At 73.2% G+C, this 16,939-nt stretch carries 15 protein-coding genes; 9 read left to right on the top strand and 6 right to left on the bottom strand.

Annotated features, from left to right (window positions below; genetic code table 11):
* The first annotated feature begins 104 nt into the window (after positions 1–104).
* The 4 genes from ACIQR3_RS18535 (at position 105) to ACIQR3_RS18550 (ending at position 2,653) form a co-directional block, all read left to right on the top strand.
* On the top strand, positions 105–524 hold the full coding sequence (locus ACIQR3_RS18535; protein ID WP_215171732.1) for a CBS domain-containing protein: 420 nt from the start codon (positions 105–107) through the stop codon (positions 522–524).
* Positions 525–636: 112 nt separating this feature from the next.
* Complete coding sequence (locus ACIQR3_RS18540) at positions 637–1,482, top strand: MBL fold metallo-hydrolase (RefSeq protein ID WP_403539943.1); 846 nt, start codon at positions 637–639, stop codon at positions 1,480–1,482.
* A 76-nt stretch (positions 1,483–1,558) separates the two neighbouring features.
* Entirely contained in the window at positions 1,559–2,095 is a 537-nt protein-coding gene (locus ACIQR3_RS18545; protein ID WP_403539946.1) for a hypothetical protein, read from the top strand.
* Between the two features lie 99 nt (positions 2,096–2,194).
* Complete coding sequence (locus ACIQR3_RS18550; protein WP_403539947.1) at positions 2,195–2,653, top strand: DUF6098 family protein; 459 nt, start codon at positions 2,195–2,197, stop codon at positions 2,651–2,653.
* 67 nt (positions 2,654–2,720) lie between these two features.
* Here the strand turns inward: ACIQR3_RS18550 and ACIQR3_RS18555 are convergent, their stop codons facing one another.
* From ACIQR3_RS18555 to ACIQR3_RS18570, 4 genes are all read right to left on the bottom strand, one after another.
* Positions 2,721–3,311, bottom strand: a complete 591-nt coding sequence (locus tag ACIQR3_RS18555) for a hemerythrin domain-containing protein (protein ID WP_403539949.1) — start codon at positions 3,309–3,311, stop codon at positions 2,721–2,723.
* An 11-nt stretch (positions 3,312–3,322) separates the two neighbouring features.
* Positions 3,323–4,522, bottom strand: a complete 1,200-nt coding sequence (locus ACIQR3_RS18560; protein WP_215171724.1) for a hypothetical protein — start codon at positions 4,520–4,522, stop codon at positions 3,323–3,325.
* 219 nt (positions 4,523–4,741) lie between these two features.
* On the bottom strand, positions 4,742–5,659 hold the full coding sequence (locus tag ACIQR3_RS18565) for a Rieske 2Fe-2S domain-containing protein (protein WP_403539951.1): 918 nt from the start codon (positions 5,657–5,659) through the stop codon (positions 4,742–4,744).
* 77 nt (positions 5,660–5,736) lie between these two features.
* Positions 5,737–6,798: a sulfite oxidase gene (locus ACIQR3_RS18570; protein WP_403539954.1), complete on the bottom strand. Its 1,062-nt coding sequence runs from the start codon at positions 6,796–6,798 to the stop codon at positions 5,737–5,739.
* A 487-nt stretch (positions 6,799–7,285) separates the two neighbouring features.
* On the opposite strand from ACIQR3_RS18570, the gene ACIQR3_RS18575 reads away from it, so the two are divergent.
* The 4 genes from ACIQR3_RS18575 (at position 7,286) to ACIQR3_RS18590 (ending at position 12,642) form a co-directional block, all read left to right on the top strand.
* Complete coding sequence (locus ACIQR3_RS18575; RefSeq protein ID WP_403539957.1) at positions 7,286–8,824, top strand: 3-hydroxyacyl-CoA dehydrogenase; 1,539 nt, start codon at positions 7,286–7,288, stop codon at positions 8,822–8,824.
* Between the two features lie 28 nt (positions 8,825–8,852).
* Positions 8,853–10,067 carry a 5-aminolevulinate synthase gene (gene hemA / locus ACIQR3_RS18580; RefSeq protein WP_403539959.1) on the top strand — a complete coding sequence of 405 codons (1,215 nt, stop codon included), beginning with the start codon at positions 8,853–8,855 and terminating at the stop codon, positions 10,065–10,067.
* 96 nt (positions 10,068–10,163) lie between these two features.
* Positions 10,164–11,372: an MFS transporter gene (locus tag ACIQR3_RS18585; RefSeq protein WP_403539961.1), complete on the top strand. Its 1,209-nt coding sequence runs from the start codon at positions 10,164–10,166 to the stop codon at positions 11,370–11,372.
* Positions 11,365–12,642, top strand: a complete 1,278-nt coding sequence (locus ACIQR3_RS18590) for a beta-ketoacyl-[acyl-carrier-protein] synthase family protein (RefSeq protein WP_403539963.1) — start codon at positions 11,365–11,367, stop codon at positions 12,640–12,642. Before ACIQR3_RS18585 ends, ACIQR3_RS18590 begins: the two co-directional genes overlap by 8 nt.
* A 229-nt stretch (positions 12,643–12,871) precedes the next feature.
* Here the strand turns inward: ACIQR3_RS18590 and ACIQR3_RS18595 are convergent, their stop codons facing one another.
* Positions 12,872–13,492 carry a TetR/AcrR family transcriptional regulator gene (locus tag ACIQR3_RS18595; RefSeq protein WP_403539964.1) on the bottom strand — a complete coding sequence of 207 codons (621 nt, stop codon included), beginning with the start codon at positions 13,490–13,492 and terminating at the stop codon, positions 12,872–12,874.
* 188 nt (positions 13,493–13,680) lie between these two features.
* Here ACIQR3_RS18595 and ACIQR3_RS18600 point away from each other — a divergent pair, with 188 nt between their 5' ends.
* A complete protein-coding gene (locus ACIQR3_RS18600) occupies positions 13,681–15,132 on the top strand; it encodes an amidase (protein WP_403540069.1) in 1,452 nt (483 codons plus the stop codon).
* Between the two features lie 28 nt (positions 15,133–15,160).
* Here the strand turns inward: ACIQR3_RS18600 and ACIQR3_RS18605 are convergent, their stop codons facing one another.
* On the bottom strand, positions 15,161–16,933 hold the full coding sequence (locus ACIQR3_RS18605) for a glycoside hydrolase family 3 protein (RefSeq protein WP_403539966.1): 1,773 nt from the start codon (positions 16,931–16,933) through the stop codon (positions 15,161–15,163).
* Between the last annotated feature and the right edge of the window lie 6 nt (positions 16,934–16,939).

Genomic DNA, 16,939 nt, shown 5'->3' on the forward strand with positions numbered 1-16,939 from the left:
AGGTCAACACCCGTGTTCCGCCCCCGCGTTGGCACGTCGCCGGTTCGATCCGCACCGGGAGTGGTACCTCTCCTTCACGTCCGTTGTCCGGCAAGGAGAAGGAAATGGCTCCGCAGGTACGCGAGGTGATGACCCTCGGCCCGGTCACCGTGGCCCCCGACACCCCGGTCCCGGAGGTGGCCCGCGTCATGCGCGACAAGGACATCGGCGCGGTACTGGTGGTGGCCGACGGGCGGCTGCGCGGGCTGGTCACCGACCGTGACCTGACGGTGCGCATCCTCGCCGACGCCCAGGACGCCTCCGCCCGGACGGTCGCCGAGGCGTGCAGCGGGGACGTGGTGTGCGTCGCCCCCGAGGACGACGTCGACCGGGCGGTGCAGCTGATGCGGGGCAAGGCCCTGCGCCGGCTGCCCGTGGTCGACGACGGCCGCCCGGTCGGCATCGTCACCTTGGGAGACGTGGCCGTCGACCAGGACCCCACGTGTGTCCTGGCACGGATCAGCGCGGCCGAGCCGAACCGCTGAGGGCACCCGGCGGCGGGTCCGGGTGAGCCCTCCTCCGAGGGGTACTCCGTCCGTGCCCGAGGGCCCGGGCGCCCGGGCCCGGCCGAGCACTCCCGGACAGGATCGATCGCTCATGGACCCGTCCTCCCCCGACGACTCACTGCGGCTCCACTTCATCGGCAACGCCACCGTGCTGCTCCGGTACCGCGGGCTGAGTCTGCTCACCGACCCGAACTTCCTGCACCGCGGCCAGCTCGCCCACCTCGGGTACGGGCTGGTCAGCCGCCGTCTGACCAAGCCCGCCCTGGACCCGCGCGACCTGCCGGCCCTCGACGCGGTGGTGCTGTCCCACCTGCACGGCGACCACTGGGACCGCCGGGCCAGGCGGCACCTGTCCCGGTCCCTGCCGATCGTCACCACCCCGCACGCGTCCCGCCGGCTCCAGGCCGTGCACGGCTTCCACCGGGCCGTCGGGCTGCGCACCTGGCAGGAGGAGACCGTGCGGCACGGGGACGCCCAGGTGCGGGTCACCGCGCTGCCCGCCCGGCACGCGGGCCACCCGGTGCTGCGGCGCCTGCTGCCGCCGGTGATGGGGAGCCTGCTGGAGTTCGGCCCGCTCGGCGGGCCCGCGCGGCACTGTCTGTACCTCTCCGGCGACACCCTGCTCTTCGACGGCCTGGACGAGATCGCCCGGCGTCATCCGGCGATGGACCTCGCCGTGCTCCACCTGGGCGGTACGACGCTGCCGGGCGGCTCCGTGGTGACCATGGACGGACGCCAGGGCGCGGAACTCGCGCGGCGGCTCGGTCCACGGCTGGTCCTGCCGGTGCACTACGACGACTACACGGTCTTCCGCTCACCGCTCGACGCCTTCCTGGCCGAGGCCGGCCGCGCGGGGCTCGCCGACCGGATCGTGCACTGCCGCCGCGGTCAGCGGGCGGTCCTGGGCCCGGACGGCGGGCCGCCCGTCGTCACGTAGCGCGGGGGCGTCCCGGGCAGCCGGGCGCCGGGGCGGAACGCGGTGAACACGCGGGGGTGCGGGTACTCGCGGCGGCATGAGGAAACACGCGTGGTGGCAGGGGCCGGCGGCCGGCATGGCCGGGGTGGTGGTGATGACGCTGGCCGAGAAGGCCGAGCAGCGGCTGACCGGCCGTCCCGATTCCCATGTGCCCGCCCGGACCCTGCAGCGGCTGACCGGCCTGCCGGAACACCCGGGCGGCCGTCAGCCCGTGCCGGTGAACCTCGCCATGCACGTCGGGCAGGGCGCCCTCCTGGGCGTGCTGCGGTCGGTGATGGCACACGCCGGGCTGCGCGGGCCCTGGTCGTCGGCGCAGTTCGCCGTCGTACGGTTCACCAGCGACCAGATCCTGGAGAACGCCACCGGCGTGGGCGCCCCGCCGCCCACCTGGCCCCGCCGGGAGCTGGTGGTCGACCTGTTCCACAAGACGGTGTACGCCTTCGTGACCGGTGCCGTCGCCGACGCCCTGGCCGCCCGCTCGGGCCCGGGGCCCGGGCAGCGGCACGCCGCGGCGCGTCCCGGCCGCCACGCGGACGCGGGACCCGTGCCCCGCGCTCAGGTTCGGGGGCGATGACCCGGCCCGGGACCGGCGGGAGGACGCCCCTCGTCCCAGCGGCCTCGTCCCAGCGGCTTCATCCCAGCGGCCTCGTCCCAGCGGCAGAACGGCACGACCATGACGGACACCCCCCACATGACCACCTTCACCACCCTGCGCGGCCTGACCGCCCTGGTGACCGCCCGCCACGGGCTCTACGTGCGCTGGTCGCTGGGCCCCGGCAAGGACCTGTCGGCGATCTCCAGCACGGACGACCTGACCGGCGTGGCGATGCCCGGTCTGTCGGCCAGCCCGCTGGACGTCGAGAGCTGGTGGGGCGACCGGCCGCCGGGCGTCTGGGTCGCCCGGCGGCTGTACGACTACTCCCACCTGCCGCGGGTGAAGCACTCCGGCACCCGCCCCTGGGTGCTGGCCGGCCGGGAGGTGGCCCGTGGGCCGGACAACGAACCGCTGGTCACGGACGTGGAGCCGCTGGGCTGGATCGACGCACGGGTGATCGCCGAGGCCGGTGACATCATCCGCCGGCAGCGCGGCCCCTGGGGGCCGTTGAACCGCGACGGAGCCGTCGGGGCCTGACCGCCGGGCCGGATCCCGGTTCCCCCGTGCCCGCCGTCCGGGCCCGGCGTCCGCCCCAAACCGGCGTTCAGCCCTTCCCCATGGCCCTGCGGGCGGCGTCCTTGGTGCGGTCCATGAGGGCGGCGACAGGGCCCAGGGCCATGTTCTTGGCCCCCGACTCCACCCCCGGATGCGGGCGGGTGGGTGCCATCGCCTCGGCGGCCTTGATCGCCCGCGCCATGGCCGCCAGGCTCGCGGCGTCGGTGCTGCGCCGGATGTGCGTGAACTCGTACCGCTCCTCGGCCCGGGCGTGTTCCTGCACGTCGGTACGGAGCCGCATCAGCTGGGACAGGAACTCCGGGTCGTCGGTGTCCATGTCGTCGAGGACCGCGAGGGTCTCCTTGGCGGCCTTCTCCTCGGCGAGCCGGTCGGCGACGACCTCCTCGCCGCCGTCGAACGCGCGCCGCGCGAAGGGATGGATCACCTCCTCCTCGGCTGTCTCGTGCACCGCCAGCAGCCGCACCAGCCGGCGGAAGGCGTCCCGGCGTTCCTCACCGGTGCACGCCTCCACCTCGTCGAAGAGGTTGCGGATGTCGCCGTGCTGGCGCATCAGCAGCGCCACGACGTCGTCGTCCTCGGCGTGGTCGTCCCCGGCCTGCGGGGTGTGCAGCTCGGACATGTCGTGCCCCCTCACTTCTCGCGCATGGCGGGGTCGGGGTGCTCGCCCTCGGACTGGACCCGGTACTCGCGGCCGAACATGGCGTCGTGCTCGGCCATCACGCGGTCGCTCGGCGGGGCCTCGCCGCCGTGGATCTGCTCCTGCATCGCCTCGAACCGCTCGTGCGCCTCGCGGACGTAGCCCGCTCCGAGGGTGGTCAGGTCCATCTGGGTGTCCAGCAGTTCCCGCAGATAGCCCTTGTTCGGCTCGAAGGTGAGCACGTTGGGCAGCTCGGGCGCCAGCACCGAGGCGGGGTCCCGGCCGTCGTGGCGGCGCATCAGGTCGCAGGCGGTGTGCAGGTGCTCCAGCTCCATGTTCAGGTGCAGCTCCCAGATCGCCTTGACCCTGGGGTCGCTCTCCTGCTCCATGAAGGAGTAGTACAGGTAGCACTCGTTGTACTCGTGGTTGACGAGCTGCTCCCACCACGTCTCCCCCGGGTCCACCAGGGACTCGTAGTGGGTGACGTGCTCCTCCTCGATCAGCCCGATCTCCTGGTAGAGCTGGCGGGCGATCGGCTCCATGTAGGTGGGGCCGGTGTTCATGTAGAAGTTCATGGTCTGCTGCTCCGCCGACATGATGGTCAGCGCGTGCAGCTTGGACAGCGGGTTCGTCGTGTCCTTGTCGTAGGGGTCACGGACGTTGTCGACCGGGTCGCGGTGGTGGAACCGGGTGGGCCGGCCGGGCATGACCTCGGTGAGGTTGTCGACGATCGACTCCGCCTTGCGGTGCTCGATCATCTCGTACAGGTTCGCGTACCGGTACAGGTGGTCGAAGTCCTCCAGCACCCCGAACTGGTACGCCTGCTTCAGGTACGGGTCCGGCTCCATCCGCGCCACCCACGCCGTCAGGTCCACCGCGACCTGCTCGTAGGCGATCGTCGTCTCCAGGACCGAGGACAGCCCCGGAAGCAGCCAGTTCACGACCTTCTGCTGCTGCGCCTCGATGTACCGGGTGCGGGCCAGCTGCCGCTTGATCTCGGGGTCGGGACAGTGCCGGGCGAGCTGGTGGCTGAAGAGGATCGCCTCCACCTCGATGCCGTTCATGGTGATGATCCGGCAGCGGGTGTAGGGGTCGCACCGGTCCGGGTCGATGGGCTCCACGTTCAGCTCGCGCCAGCTGCGCAGCTGGCGGTCGAGCGGGATACCCCGCTGCTCCAGCGGATTGAACGTCATACGCCTGCCTCCTGAGGACGAGGGGGGACTCGCGCGCCGCCGGGGTACCCCGTTTCCGGCGGTCGGCGCGGACGTGCACTCGCAGTCTTTCCGCCGGGGGCGGTTCCGGGCCACCGCTCACGTCCATGGGCCGGAGGGTTCCCCCTGGTGGCTCAGTCAGGGCGACAGCGGGCCCGGCGTATGACATGTCCGGATGCCGCTGGGCGGGGGAAGCGTCCGTCAGCCGCTGTGCTCGTGGGTCCGCTCGCCGTCCCCGGCGGCTTCCGGCTCCGGTCCGTCCTGCCCGCGCAGCCGCACCTCGACGTGGCCGTCGACGACGCGGGTGTCGAAGGCGGGCTGGGGTGCGGTGGCGGGGCCGCGGACGTTCCAGCCGTCGGAGAGCCGGAAGACGCTGCCGTGCCAGGGGCAGGTGACGCACCCGTCGGCGACCGCGCCCTCGGACAGGGGTCCGGCGAGGTGGCTGCACCGCTCGGCCAGCGCGTGGACGGTGCCGCCGGTCTCACGGACGACCAGGACCGGCACGTCGTCCACGGTCCGCCGTACGGGCTCGCCGGCGGGGAACTCCGCCACGTCGCCGACCCGGTGCCAGCCCGGCGTGACGACGTGCGGGACCTCCTCGGCGTGGTTGGCGCCGGAGGCCTGGCGGTAGGCCAGGTGGCCGCCGAGCATGCCGCCCGCGCCGACCGCCGTCAGACCGAGGAACCCGTACGCCCGTCCGGCCGCCGGCCGGCCCGTGAGGCGGCACAGCAGTGAGGCGCCGTAGAGGCCGAGGGCGGTCGTGTTGGCCAGGGCGTGCACCAGGCCGACCCGCTGCTGCTGCGGGTGGAGTTCCGCCCAGTCGACGGCGCCCGTCACGGCGGCGGGCGCGGCGGTCGCGAGCCCGACGCCGATGAGCAGGCCCGCCTCCCGGGAGCGGCCGGGGCACAGGTCGAGCACGGCGGCCGAGAGCCAGCTGCCGATCGGCACCTGCACCAGCAGCGGGTGCACCGGGTGCCCGAGCCACCGGCCGTGCAGCAGGTCCCGCGCGGACCCCAGGGGCAGCGCCCGTACCCTCCTGCCCAGGGCGTCGATGACCGTGTCCGCCTTGGGGGTGCGTTCCAGGGCGTCCAGCAGCCACAGGACGCGGTTCTGCCCCATCCGGCGGTGACCTGGCTTTCTGTTCATGAGCGGTGAGTCCCCCGGGGAGCGGTGCGGAAACGCCCGGTGGGTCCGGCTCAGCCGCAGTGCAGGCGGACGCGTGGCCAGGAGGTGTTGGCGTAGCCCTTGGGGTTCCACACGGTGGCGGGTGACTCGGGGGTGGTGGCACCGGCGCAGTCCCAGGCCCGGGCGACGACCTCCGACGCGCCTGCGGGCAGGTCCAGTACGGTGCGCCAGTGCTGCCACACCCACGGGCCGGCGGCCTCGTCCAGGTCGGCCCGCGTCCAGGAGCGGCCGCCGTCCGGTGACACGTCGACCCGGGCGACGGTGCGGTCCTCGCCGGCCAGGGCGTAGCCGGTGATCACCGTCGGGCCGGCGGGCGGGCGGGAACCGTCGGCGGGGCTCAGGACGGCGCAGTTCAGGGTGAGCGGTCCGAGCGGGATGCCGTCTCCGGGGCGAGTGCGGCCGGGGTCGGCGCCGGCCGGGAGCAGGCGGTAGGCGGTGGCCTGGAAGTAGGCGTCGGACGGTGCGGTCCGGGCGGTGATCCGGTGCAGCCACTTGACGCTGCGGGCACCGATCCAGCCCGGCACCACCGCGCGCAGCGGCGCTCCGTGCACGCGGGGCAGCGGGCGGTCGTTCATGGTCCAGGCGAGCAGCACCTCCGGTCCGAGCGCCTTGCCGAGCGGGACCGAGACGCCGTAGGGCTGCGGCGGATCGGCGAGCGGGGAGACGTCGGGGGCGGTGAAGGCGATGTGCGCCGTACGGGGGTCCAGGCCGGCGCAGGCGAGGACGTCGGCCAGCCGGACGCCGCGGAAGCGGGCGGTGGACAGGGCGCACGGGCCCCACGGTGTCTCGCCGGGGATGTCGCGTACGCCGGTCAGTTCCGTCCGCCGGTTGCCCGCGCACTGGAGGGTGGCGGTCACCTCCGCCTCCTCGAACCGGGCCCGCAGCTCGGCCGCCGACAGGCTCAGCCGCCGCTCGACCAGGCCGTCCACCTCCAGCCGCCACCCGGCCGGGTCGATGTCGGGGACGGGACCGTGGTTGCGGCTGTAGAAGGCGTCCAGGGGGGTGATGCCGCCGCCGGTCAGCGCGGCGGGTGGTGGTTCGGCGTTGAACGGCTCCCGTTCGTGCACCACCATGTCGTTCCGTTTGCCCCACAGGCCCATATGTCGTGATTATCCGCTCTCTCTCCGGTGTCCGCGCGGCTGGACCGTCACCGAGCGCGGCCGGAGCGTCATCGGCGCGAACATCCGGCCACCGGCGGCACACCGCCTCGCGGCCGGCCGATCGCGCCGCCCAGGACAGGACCTCTCCGGACTGCCGCCTCACCGCCATATCACCGAAAAGAACACGCCATGGAAAATGCCGGCCCGCTGGCCGGTTTTTCGCCGAAGACGCCGCGTTCGGCGCCTCCACGGCCGACCGATGGGGCGGCCCCCGCCCGGCGCAAGGAAATCGACAATTCCTCATGAACCCCCTGCGCACAGTTCTCTATGAAGCTCCTATGAACAGCATGTTGCACGCTCCGGCCATGACCGAGGGTGTGCATTACGTTGACCGCAGGTGTTGCCACAGAAGCTCGGACGCCGCAGCGTAAAAGCCTACCCACCGAGGAATCCTGTGAAGTTGCACAAGCAACCGGACGACCTTGTGGCCGTCATCGGAGCCGGCGCCATGGGGACCGGGATATCCCAGGTCGCGCTCCTCGCCGGCCACCGGGTGCTCCTGCTGACCCGCCGTGCGGAGAGTTCCCGCCGAGGCCGGGAGGAAATCGAGAGCCGTATCCTCCGACTGGTCGACAAGGGACGGCTGGGCAAAGAGGAAGCGCTCGCCGCTCTGGATTGTATTACCAGCTCGGAAGAATTGACCGAAGCGGCATCGGCCGGCCTCGTCATAGAGTCCGTGCACGAGGACATGGCGGCCAAGTCCGCACTTCTCGCGGACATCGAGAAGCATGTGGGCGAGGAATCCGTCATCGCCACCAACACTTCTTCCCTGTCCGTGACCGCTCTCGCCGCCGGCCTGGAGAACCCGGCCCGGTTCGCGGGACTGCACTTCTTCAATCCGGCTCCCCTGATGGCGCTGGTCGAAGTGGTTTCCGCGCCGTCCACGGCCGAGCGCACCACCCGTTTCCTGCACCGGACCGCGGAGCGCTGGGGAAAGACCCCGGTGTTCTCCGCCGACCTGCCCGGATTCATCGTCAACCGGGTGGCACGCCCTTTCTACGGAGAGGCGCTGCGCACCCGGGAACAGCGGGCGGCGTCACCGGCCACCATCGACGCGGTCCTCACGGGCTCGGGGGGCTTCGCCATGGGCCCCTGCGCGCTGATGGACCTCATCGGCCACGACGTCAACGAAGCGGTCACCCGGGGGGTGTGGAGCGCCTTCCACCACGACGCGCGCTTCGCGCCCTCCCTCGTCCAGCGCAAGCTGGTGGAGGGCGGGTACCTCGGGCGCAAGACGGGCCGGGGGTTCTACGACCACGGGCCCGGCGCCGCCCGGCCCGTCCCCGACACCCGCGCCCCGGTGTCCGTACCGCCGCCGCGTCTGGTGCGTCTGCACGGTGACGCCGGGCCCGCCGGAGGACTCGTGGACGCGCTCGTCGCGGCCAGGATCCCCGTCGAGCGGGTGGCGGCGGCCGCCGGCAGCGCGCTGGACGGCATGTTCGAGCTGCCCGACGGGACGCTGCTGCGTCTGACCGACGGGCGTACGGCCGACCGGCACGCCCGGCGTACGGAACGTCCGGTCGTCCTGTTCGACCTGAGCCTGGACTTCGCCACCTCCTCCCGGACCGCCCTGGCGGTGAGCGGCGGGACGTCCGACGCCTCGCGGGACGCCGCGGTGGGCCTGTTCCAGCTGCTGGGCAAGGACGTCAGCACGGTGGACGACATCCCGGGGCTGCTGGTGTTCCGCACCGTCGCCATGCTCGTCAACATCGCGCTGGACGCGGTGGCCGACGGCCTGGCGAGCGCCACCGACGTCGACACCGCCATGCGCTTGGGCACCAACTACCCGCTGGGGCCGATCGCCTGGGGCGAGCGGATCGGGCTGCCCTCGGTCCTCGCCCTGCTGGAGAACCTCGACGACGAACACCGGGACGGGCACTACCGCCCCTCCCCCGCGCTGCGCCGCGGGGCACTGCGCACCGGCCCGCTCGCGGCCTGACCCCCATGCCAGAAAGGGAATCCCACCCATGCAGCAGGCTCTGTCACACCTCGCCCAGGACGTCGCGTCGGCCAAGGAGCAGGGGCGCTACCGGACGTACCTGAACCTGGAGCGCCGCGCCGAGACGGCCCCGCGGGCCGTGCTCCACGCCGCCGACGGTCCGCGCGAGATCACCGTCTGGTGCTCCAACGACTACCTCTCGCTGAGCCACCACCCGACGGTCGCCGACGCGGTCGCCGACGCGGTGCGCGGCGTGGGCCTGGGCACCGGCGGCGCGCGCAGCATCTCGGGCACCAGCACCTTCCACGAGGACCTGGAGGCCGAGCTCGCCTCGCTCTACCGCAAGGAGCGGGCGCTGCTGTTCAGCACCGGCTTCGCGGCCAACGACGCCACCCTGTCGGTGCTGGGCCGGCGCATACCGGGGCTGGTGATCTTCTCCGACGAGCTGAACCACGCTTCGATCATCCAGGGCATCCGCAACAGCGGCGCGCAGAAGAGGATCTTCCGCCACAACGACACGGGCCACCTGCGCAAGCTGCTGGAGGAGACGGACCCGGACGCGCCCAAGCTGGTCGCCTTCGAGTCCCTGTACTCCATGGAGGGCGACTTCTCCCCGGTCCGGGAGATCGTGGACATCGCCGAGGAGTCGGGCGCCCTGACCTACCTGGACGAGATCCACTCGGTCGGCATCTACGGCGAGGAGGGCTCCGGCTACGCGGAGCAGCAGGGGGTCCGCGACCGGATCACCGTCTTCCAGGGCGGTTTCGGCAAGGGGCTCGGCGGGGCCGGCGGTTACATCGCCGGGCCGGCCTCGGTCATCGACAGCGTGCGGACCTTCGCGGCCCCGTTCGTCTTCAGCACGTCCGCCCCGGCGCCGCTGGTGGCCGGCGCGCTGTCCGCGCTGCGTCTGGTCCGCCACGACTCCACCCAGCGGGACCTGCTGCGGGCGCGCGCGGCGGAACTGAAGGAGGGACTGGCCGCGCGGGGCATCCCGGTCATCTCGCGGGACAGCCACGTGGTCCCGGTGCTCGTCGGTGACCCGCACCGCAACAAGCAGGTCAGCGCGTTGCTCCTGGGCGACCACGGCATCTACGTCCAGCCGGTGAACGCGCCGACCGTTCCCGAGGGCACCGAGCGGCTGCGCGTCACGCCCACCTCCCGCCACACGGCCGAGGACGTCCAGACCTTCGTCGAGGCGCTCGACGCCGTGTGGTCGGCGGCCGGTCTTCCCCGCGGCCGCTGATCGCACCGGCCGACGGCCGTCGCCCCGGCACGGGTTCCGGAACGGTGCTCGTGCCGGGCCGCGGCCGAACCTGAACACGAGATGTCGAGGATTCCCGTGAAAAACTCCACCCCGCCTGTGCTCTGGCTGCTCGCGGTGGGCGCCTTCGCCATCGGCACGGACGCGTTCGTGATCGCCGGTGTGCTGCCGGAGATCGCGCACGACCTCCGTGTCTCCTCCGGTGCCGCCGGTCAGCTGATCACCGTGTTCTCCCTGACGTACGCGCTGTTCGCCCCGGTCAGCGCCACGATCACCGGCTCGCTGTCCCGCCGGACCGTACTGGCCTGCGGGCTGGGGACGTTCATCGCCGGCAACGTGATCTCCGCACTGGGCGACTCCTACGGCTGGGTCGCGGCGGGCCGGTTCGTCGCCGCGCTCGGCGCCGCCTCGTACACGCCCCAGGCGTCCGCCGCCGCCGCGTCCCTGGTCCCCGAGGAGCGCAGGGGCCGGGCACTGGGGATCGTCATCGGCGGCCTGACCGTGGCCACCGCGCTGGGAGTGCCGATCGGCACCTGGATCGGCGGCCTGGCGGGCTGGCGGGCCACGCTCTGGGCGGTCGCCGCGCTGGGCGCGGTCGCGCTGCTGGGGAGCCTGACGCTGCCGAGACTGGCGCCCGCGGGCAGGCACCCGCTGGCCGAACGGCTCTCGGGCCTGCGCGACCCGGCCGTCCTGATCACCCTGTCGGTCACCCTGCTCGCCGTCACCTCCGAGCACGTGGTCTACACGTACATCGGCCCGGTGCTCCAGGACGCCACCCACGGCGGGCGGGCGCTGTCGGTGCTGCTGTTCGTGTTCGGCGTCGGCGCCGTCGCGGGCAACGCCATCGCCGGGATCGCCACCGACCGGCTGGGCAACCGGGCGGTGCTCCTGCTCGCCGTCGGCGGCATGGCGGTGGACCTGGCCCTGCTGCCGCTGTGGTCCGATTCCCTGATCGGGGCGGGCGTCGCGCTGTTCGTCTGGGGCGCCACGGGGTGGATGTACCTCGTGCCCCAGCAGCACCGGCTGCTTTCGCTCAGCGAGGCGAGCGGCCCCTTCACCGTGGCGCTCAACAGCTCCGCTCTGTACCTGGGCATCGCCATCGGCGGCGTGGTCGGCGGTCTCCTCGTCAACACCCGGGGCCCCGAGTCGACCGCCGTGCCCGCCTTCGTCCTCGCAGCCGTCGCCGTCGCCGTCGCGGCCCTCACCTACGGACGTCCCACCCCCACCGGTCCGGCGCGGGAGACACGCAGTGATCCCGCACTGCAAGGAGTTTCCGACGATGACTGACCGACCTGCCGCCGACGACCCGGTCGTCATCACCGGGATAGGCGCCCTGCTGCCCGGTACCGGATCGGCCGCCGCATTCTGGCAGCACCTCTCGGGCGGGCGGTCCCAGATCGGGGCCCTCACCCGGTTCGACGGCCCCGCCGAGGGAATGCCCGTGCACGCGGCGGCCGAGATACGCGACTTCGACCACACCGCCCACCTGCCCGGCCTCGACCCCTCCCACGCCCACAAGTACAGCCGGGAGATCCTGATCGCGGTGTCCGCGCTCGTCCAGGCCCGCGACGACGCGGGCCTGGGCCAGGGGGATGTCGATCCCCGGCGGCTCAGCGTCATCTTCTCCTCGTCGCGCGGCCCGCTCTCCTGGTGGCAGCCGGTGCTGCGTGGCGAGGACCCGACGGCGTACGACGACAAGGGCGCCATGTTCCGCGGGCTGCCCGGCACCCCGGCCAGCCTGGCCGCCATCCACACCGGGGCGAAGGGCCTCGTCACGACGGTCAGCAACGCCTGCGTCGGCGGCCACCAGGCGATCGGCCTGGCCCTGCGGGAGCTGCGGGCGGGCAGCAGCGACGCCGTCCTGGTGGGCGGCCACGAGTTTCCCATCCTGCCCGAGGTGGCGCGCTGCTACCGGGCGCTGGGCAGTGGTGTGCTCTCCACCGAGTCCGAGGACCCGTCCCGCGCGGTGCGCCCCTACAGCGCCGACCGCGAGGGGTTCGCCCTCGGCGAGGGTTCCGTGGTGCTGTGCCTGGAGCGGGAGTCGGCCGCCCGGCGGCGCGGTGCCCGGGTGTACGCCCGTGTCCTCGCCCACGCCTCGATGAACGAGGCCGACCACCCCACCACCATGGACCTGACCGGCAAGGTCACCGCCGGTCTGGTGGTGGAGGCCCTGGAGGAGGCCGGGCGCCGCCCGGACGAGGTGGGCTACTTCTGCGGCCACGGGACCGCGACCCGCTACAACGACCTCGCCGAGAGCCGGGCCCTGCGCGCGCTGTATCCCGGCCGCGGTCTCGGGGCGCTGCCCCCGATCAGCTCCAACAAGCCGATCTACGGGCACACCTTCGGCCTGGCCGGGATCATCAACGCGGCCTCCACCGCCTTGATGCTGCACCACCAGCGGCTGGTGCCGACCATCAATCTGACGACGCCCGACCCGGAGTGCGACCACGACCACGTGGCGGAGGGCGCCCGCGACACCTCGTTCGACCTCGCGGTGTCCATGTCGTTCGCCTTCGGGAGCCAGACGTCGGTGCTGGCGATGGGGGCGGCGGCCTGAGATCCGCGCCCCGGCCGCCCCGGCGGGCCGGTAACCGGGGCGCGGGCGGGCCGTCGAGGGCGGAGCGGCACTCGTCAGCAGCGGGACCGGCCTCGCTCCCGCTGGAGCGGGTCGCCGCGGACGCCCGCTGTCCGGGCACGGCCTCCGCGCCGCGTCCGGCGGGCGTGACGAGATGCCGCCGGCCGTCTTGGAGCACGGTCCGGGAGATCGGCATCGCCGTCGCGCCCTGTCAGCGGTTCCGGGACGCGTCGGGCCGGTCCACGATGCCCTCGACGATGCGCAGCAGCCTTTCCCCCGCCCGGTCGATGCTGCCGTTCTGGGTGCTGACCTGCGCGCCTTCGAGTACGAAGGTGATCTCGGCGGCGACCTGGTCGGGGTCGGGCAGCCCGGCCTCGGCGCACATGCCGGCCAGTCTGCGGGTCTGGCGGGCCTTGTGTTCCTCGATCACCTGCCGGGCGGGGTGGTCGCGGTCGGGCAGCTCGGCGAGGGAGTTGATGAACGGGCAGCCCCGGTGCGAGAGCGCCGGCAGCCCTTCGGCGATGAAACGGGCCAGGCCCAGGATCTGCTCCCTGGGCCGCCCCGGGTGTTCCGCCTCGGCCCGGTCGAAGGCCGCCTGGTAGTCGGCGGCGACGATCCGCAGCCACTCCGCGACCAAGGCGTCCTTGGTCTCGAAGTGCCGGTAGATCGCCATTTTGGTGGTCTCGGCCCGCTCGGCGATCGCCTGGACGCCCACCCGCCGGATCCCCTCGCTCTGGAACAGCTCCTCCGCCGCGTCGAGGATGCGCTCACGGGGCGGCAGTTTCGCCACCCGGTCCGGTCTTCTGGACGGCCTCGCGGCGGTCGGTTCCATGGCTGCTCCGTGACATCCGGTCGGTTTCGGCCCCTCGGCCCCGGCCTTTTCGGCCCCTGGTACGGTACCAGTCCGTCCCATGCGATACCGATCGGTATCGTCAGGGACTCACCGGTATCGTTCGCGTTCTTTTCTCATCTTCTTTTCGTGTTTTCTTTTCGTGTTTTCTCTTCGCATCGGGAGTGGCAGTGGAAGTTGCCGAGTACGTGAGGTTCGACGCTGTCGGACTGGCGGAGCTGGTGGCCGGGGGCGAGGTGACGCCCGCCGAGGTGGAGGCGGCCGCGCGGGCGGCGGCGCGGGCGGTCGGTCCGCGGATCAACGCCGTCGTGGAGACCTGGGACACCGACGACCGGCCCGCTCCCGGCAGCGCGCCGCTGGCCGGTGTCCCCTTCCTGATCAAGGACCTCGGGGTCACCATGGCCGGGCGGCGCACGGAGCTGGGCAGCCGGCTCGCGGCCGGTCTCGTCGCCGGCGCCGACTCCTTCCTGATGACCCGCTTCCGGCGGGCCGGCCTCGTGACGTTCGGGCGGACCGCGACCCCGGAGATGGCGTACAGCGTCACGACGGAACCGGTGCTGTACGGCGCGACCCGTAACCCGTGGGACGTGACGCGCAGCGCGGGCGGCTCCAGCGGGGGCGCGGGCGCCGCGGTCGCCGCCGGGGTGGTGCCGATGGCGCACGCCACCGACGCGGCCGGATCCCTGCGGATACCCGCCGCCTGCAACGGCCTGTTCGGGCTGAAGCCCACCCGCGGCCGGGTCTCCATGGGCCCCGGCGCGGACGAGGTCTTCAACGGCCTGGCCGTGCACGGCGCCGTCAGCCGCTCCGTGCGCGACAGCGCGGTCCTGCTCGACCTGATCAGCGGCCCGGAACCGGGCGACCCCTACTACGCCGCGCCGCCGTCCCGGCCGTACGCGCAGGAGGTCACCCGTGACCCGGGCTCGCTGCGGATCGGGGTGCTCACCCAGGCGTGGGGCGGACGCCGCACCACCGCCGCCGTGGCCGACGCCGTCGCGCGCACCGCCGCCCTGCTCGCATCCCTCGGCCACCGGGTGGCGGAGGCGGAGGTGGACCTCGGGGCCGGCTGGGAGGAGTTCGTGCTGGCCAACGCCCGACAGTGGGCGGCGAATCTGGCCGCCCAGGTCGACGAACTGGCCGCCGGGCTCGGCCGGCCGGTCGACTCCTCGACCCTGGAGCCGCCCGTCCTGGCGAGCTACCACTACGGACGGCAGGTCACCGGCCCGCAGTTCGTCGCCGCCCTCGGGATGCGCAACCGGGTCGCCCGGAGCCTGGCCCGGTCCTTCGAGGCGTACGACGTGCTGCTCACCCCGACCCTGCCCGAGCTTCCCGTCCCCCTCGGCACGTTCGCCGAGGGGGAGGAGACGCTGGACGGCCACGGGTGGCTCGACCGGGTCCTGTCCCGTGCGCCGTTCACCGCGGTGTTCAACGTGGCGGGCACGCCCGCCATGTCCGTACCGGTGACGGCGGACGCCGGGACGGGGCTTCCGGTCGGGATGCAGTTCGCCGCCGGTCACGGCCGCGAGGACAGCCTCTTCCGTCTCGCCGGCCAGCTGGAGCAGGCGAGCCCGTGGTCGGGCCGGACGCCGGCGGTGTGGGCGGGGGACGGCGAGGGCCGCTGAGGCGTGACCCCCGCCGGGCCCCCGCCGGTCACAGCCGCAGGCCGGCCCCGCGGGGGAAGAGCGGGTCGGCGGTGTCGTCGGGGACGTCCGGGCGGGACGCCTCGACGGCCGCCATGGAGCGGGGCAGTTCGAACGGCAGCCGGCCCTCGGGCCGGGCCCGGCCGAACACCACGTCCAGGACCGCCGCGTCGTCGGCGCCGTAGTCGGCGATCAGCGCGGCGGCCCGTTCGGCGATCTCCGGGATGACCGCGGCCCGCTCCAGGTTGACGCAGACGACCGTGGGCACCGTGTCCAGCAGGTCGAGGACCGGCTTCAGCTCCTCCTCGGTGAAGTCGAGCCGGCCGGAGTGGAACATCGACTCGAACTTGTTCGGGCGGGGCTCGTAGGGGGTGCGCAGCCGCAGGACGGCGAGGTCCGCCCGCGCCGGGTCCGCCACCACCTCGCCGTACCCGCCCGCCGTCCCGGCCGCCACGTTCTCCACGTAGAGCCTGGGGCGTCCGGTCACCGGGAGGGTGTGCTCCCGGTTGGTGAGGAGGGTCAGGGAGCGGCGCTGGGCGCGGGCGCCCGCCTCGGCGAAGTCGGCGCGGCCGACGGTCTCGGCGGCCCGGTCGGCGTCGACGTACGGGTCGTCGAACAGGCCGAGGACGAACTTCTCCCGCAGTACGCGGCGCAGGGACGCGTCCAGGCGGTACTCGGGGACGCGGCCCGAGGCGACGAGTTCCTCGACGAGTTCGGGGCGGGCCTCGCCGCCGAACTGGTCGCAGCCCGCCTCCAGCACCCGGGCCGCCCGGTCCGCCTCCGACAGCGACTCCAGGCCCCAGGCGCGGGCCTCGTGCCGCTCGCCGAAGATCTCCGCGTCGCTGATCAGACCCCAGTCGGTGCAGACGATGCCGTCGAAGCCGAGGCGGTCCCGCAGCAGGCCCTGGACGACGTCCTTGTTGAAGCCGAAGCCGACCTCCTCCCAGTCGGTGCCGACGGGCTGCCCGTAGTACGGCATCATCTGCGCGCACCCGGCGGCGATCGCCGCCTTGAAGGGCTCCAGGTGCAGGTCGCGCATGCCGCCGGGGTAGACCTGCTCCTTGCCGTGCGGGAAGTGCGGGTCCTCGCCGTCCTTCTGCGGGCCGCCGCCCGGGAAGTGCTTGACCATCGCCGAGACCGAGTGCCGGCCCAGCTTCTCCCCCTGGAGTCCGCGGACGTAGGCGCGGACGAGCCGTGCGGTGAGGGCGGCGTCGGAGCCGAACGTGCCGCTCTGGCGGGACCAGCGGGGCTCGGTGGCCAGGTCGATCTGCGGGTGCAGGGCGACGCGGAAGCCGACCGCCAGGTACTCGCGCCGGACGGTGTCCGCGAACGCGTGCACCAGGTCCGGGTCGCGCAGGGCGGCCAGGCCCAGCGGCTCGGGCCAGGCGGAGAACGCGCCGGCGCCGAAGGAGGCGCCCACGTTGTCGGTGAAGGCGTGGCGGGGGTCGGTGGAGAGGGTGACCGGGATGCCGAGGCGGGTGTCGGCGGCCATCGCCTGGAGGGTGTTGTGCCAGCGCGCCATGGCGCCGGGCTCGTACGTGCCCAGGAGGTTGAAGTGGGTGAGGTACTGGGTGTGCAGCATGCGGGTGGTGTCCAGCTCCACCATGCCCGCGTCGCCCTTCTCGACGGTCGAGCCGTCGGGCTTCATGGCGATCATGGTGTGGAAGAGCTGACCCGCCTTCTCGGCCACCGTCATCCGGGCGATGAGGTCGTCGACCCGCTGTTCCACGGGGAGTTCGGGGTTCTGGTAGGGGTGGCCTTCGTCGCGGACCTGGGGCTTCATGGCGGA

The organism is Streptomyces sp. NPDC090994 (genome assembly GCF_044768905.1).
Classification (GTDB): Bacteria; Actinomycetota; Actinomycetes; order Streptomycetales; family Streptomycetaceae; genus Streptomyces.

Excerpts from the sequence above, each read along its gene's own strand:
- ACIQR3_RS18605 (WP_403539966.1), bottom strand. The coding sequence starts at position 16,933 with ATGAAGCCCCAGGTCCGCGACGAAGGCCACCCCTACCAGAACCCCGAA.
- hemA (WP_403539959.1), top strand. The coding sequence starts at position 8,853 with ATGCAGCAGGCTCTGTCACACCTCGCCCAGGACGTCGCGTCGGCCAAG.
- ACIQR3_RS18560 (WP_215171724.1), bottom strand. The coding sequence starts at position 4,522 with ATGACGTTCAATCCGCTGGAGCAGCGGGGTATCCCGCTCGACCGCCAG.
- ACIQR3_RS18565 (WP_403539951.1), bottom strand. The coding sequence starts at position 5,659 with ATGGGGCAGAACCGCGTCCTGTGGCTGCTGGACGCCCTGGAACGCACC.
- ACIQR3_RS18595 (WP_403539964.1), bottom strand. The coding sequence starts at position 13,492 with ATGGAACCGACCGCCGCGAGGCCGTCCAGAAGACCGGACCGGGTGGCG.
- ACIQR3_RS18590 (WP_403539963.1), top strand. The coding sequence starts at position 11,365 with ATGACTGACCGACCTGCCGCCGACGACCCGGTCGTCATCACCGGGATA.
- ACIQR3_RS18555 (WP_403539949.1), bottom strand. The coding sequence starts at position 3,311 with ATGTCCGAGCTGCACACCCCGCAGGCCGGGGACGACCACGCCGAGGAC.
- ACIQR3_RS18545 (WP_403539946.1), top strand. The coding sequence starts at position 1,559 with ATGAGGAAACACGCGTGGTGGCAGGGGCCGGCGGCCGGCATGGCCGGG.
- ACIQR3_RS18570 (WP_403539954.1), bottom strand. The coding sequence starts at position 6,798 with ATGGTGGTGCACGAACGGGAGCCGTTCAACGCCGAACCACCACCCGCC.
- ACIQR3_RS18550 (WP_403539947.1), top strand. The coding sequence starts at position 2,195 with ATGACGGACACCCCCCACATGACCACCTTCACCACCCTGCGCGGCCTG.
- ACIQR3_RS18540 (WP_403539943.1), top strand. The coding sequence starts at position 637 with ATGGACCCGTCCTCCCCCGACGACTCACTGCGGCTCCACTTCATCGGC.
- ACIQR3_RS18535 (WP_215171732.1), top strand. The coding sequence starts at position 105 with ATGGCTCCGCAGGTACGCGAGGTGATGACCCTCGGCCCGGTCACCGTG.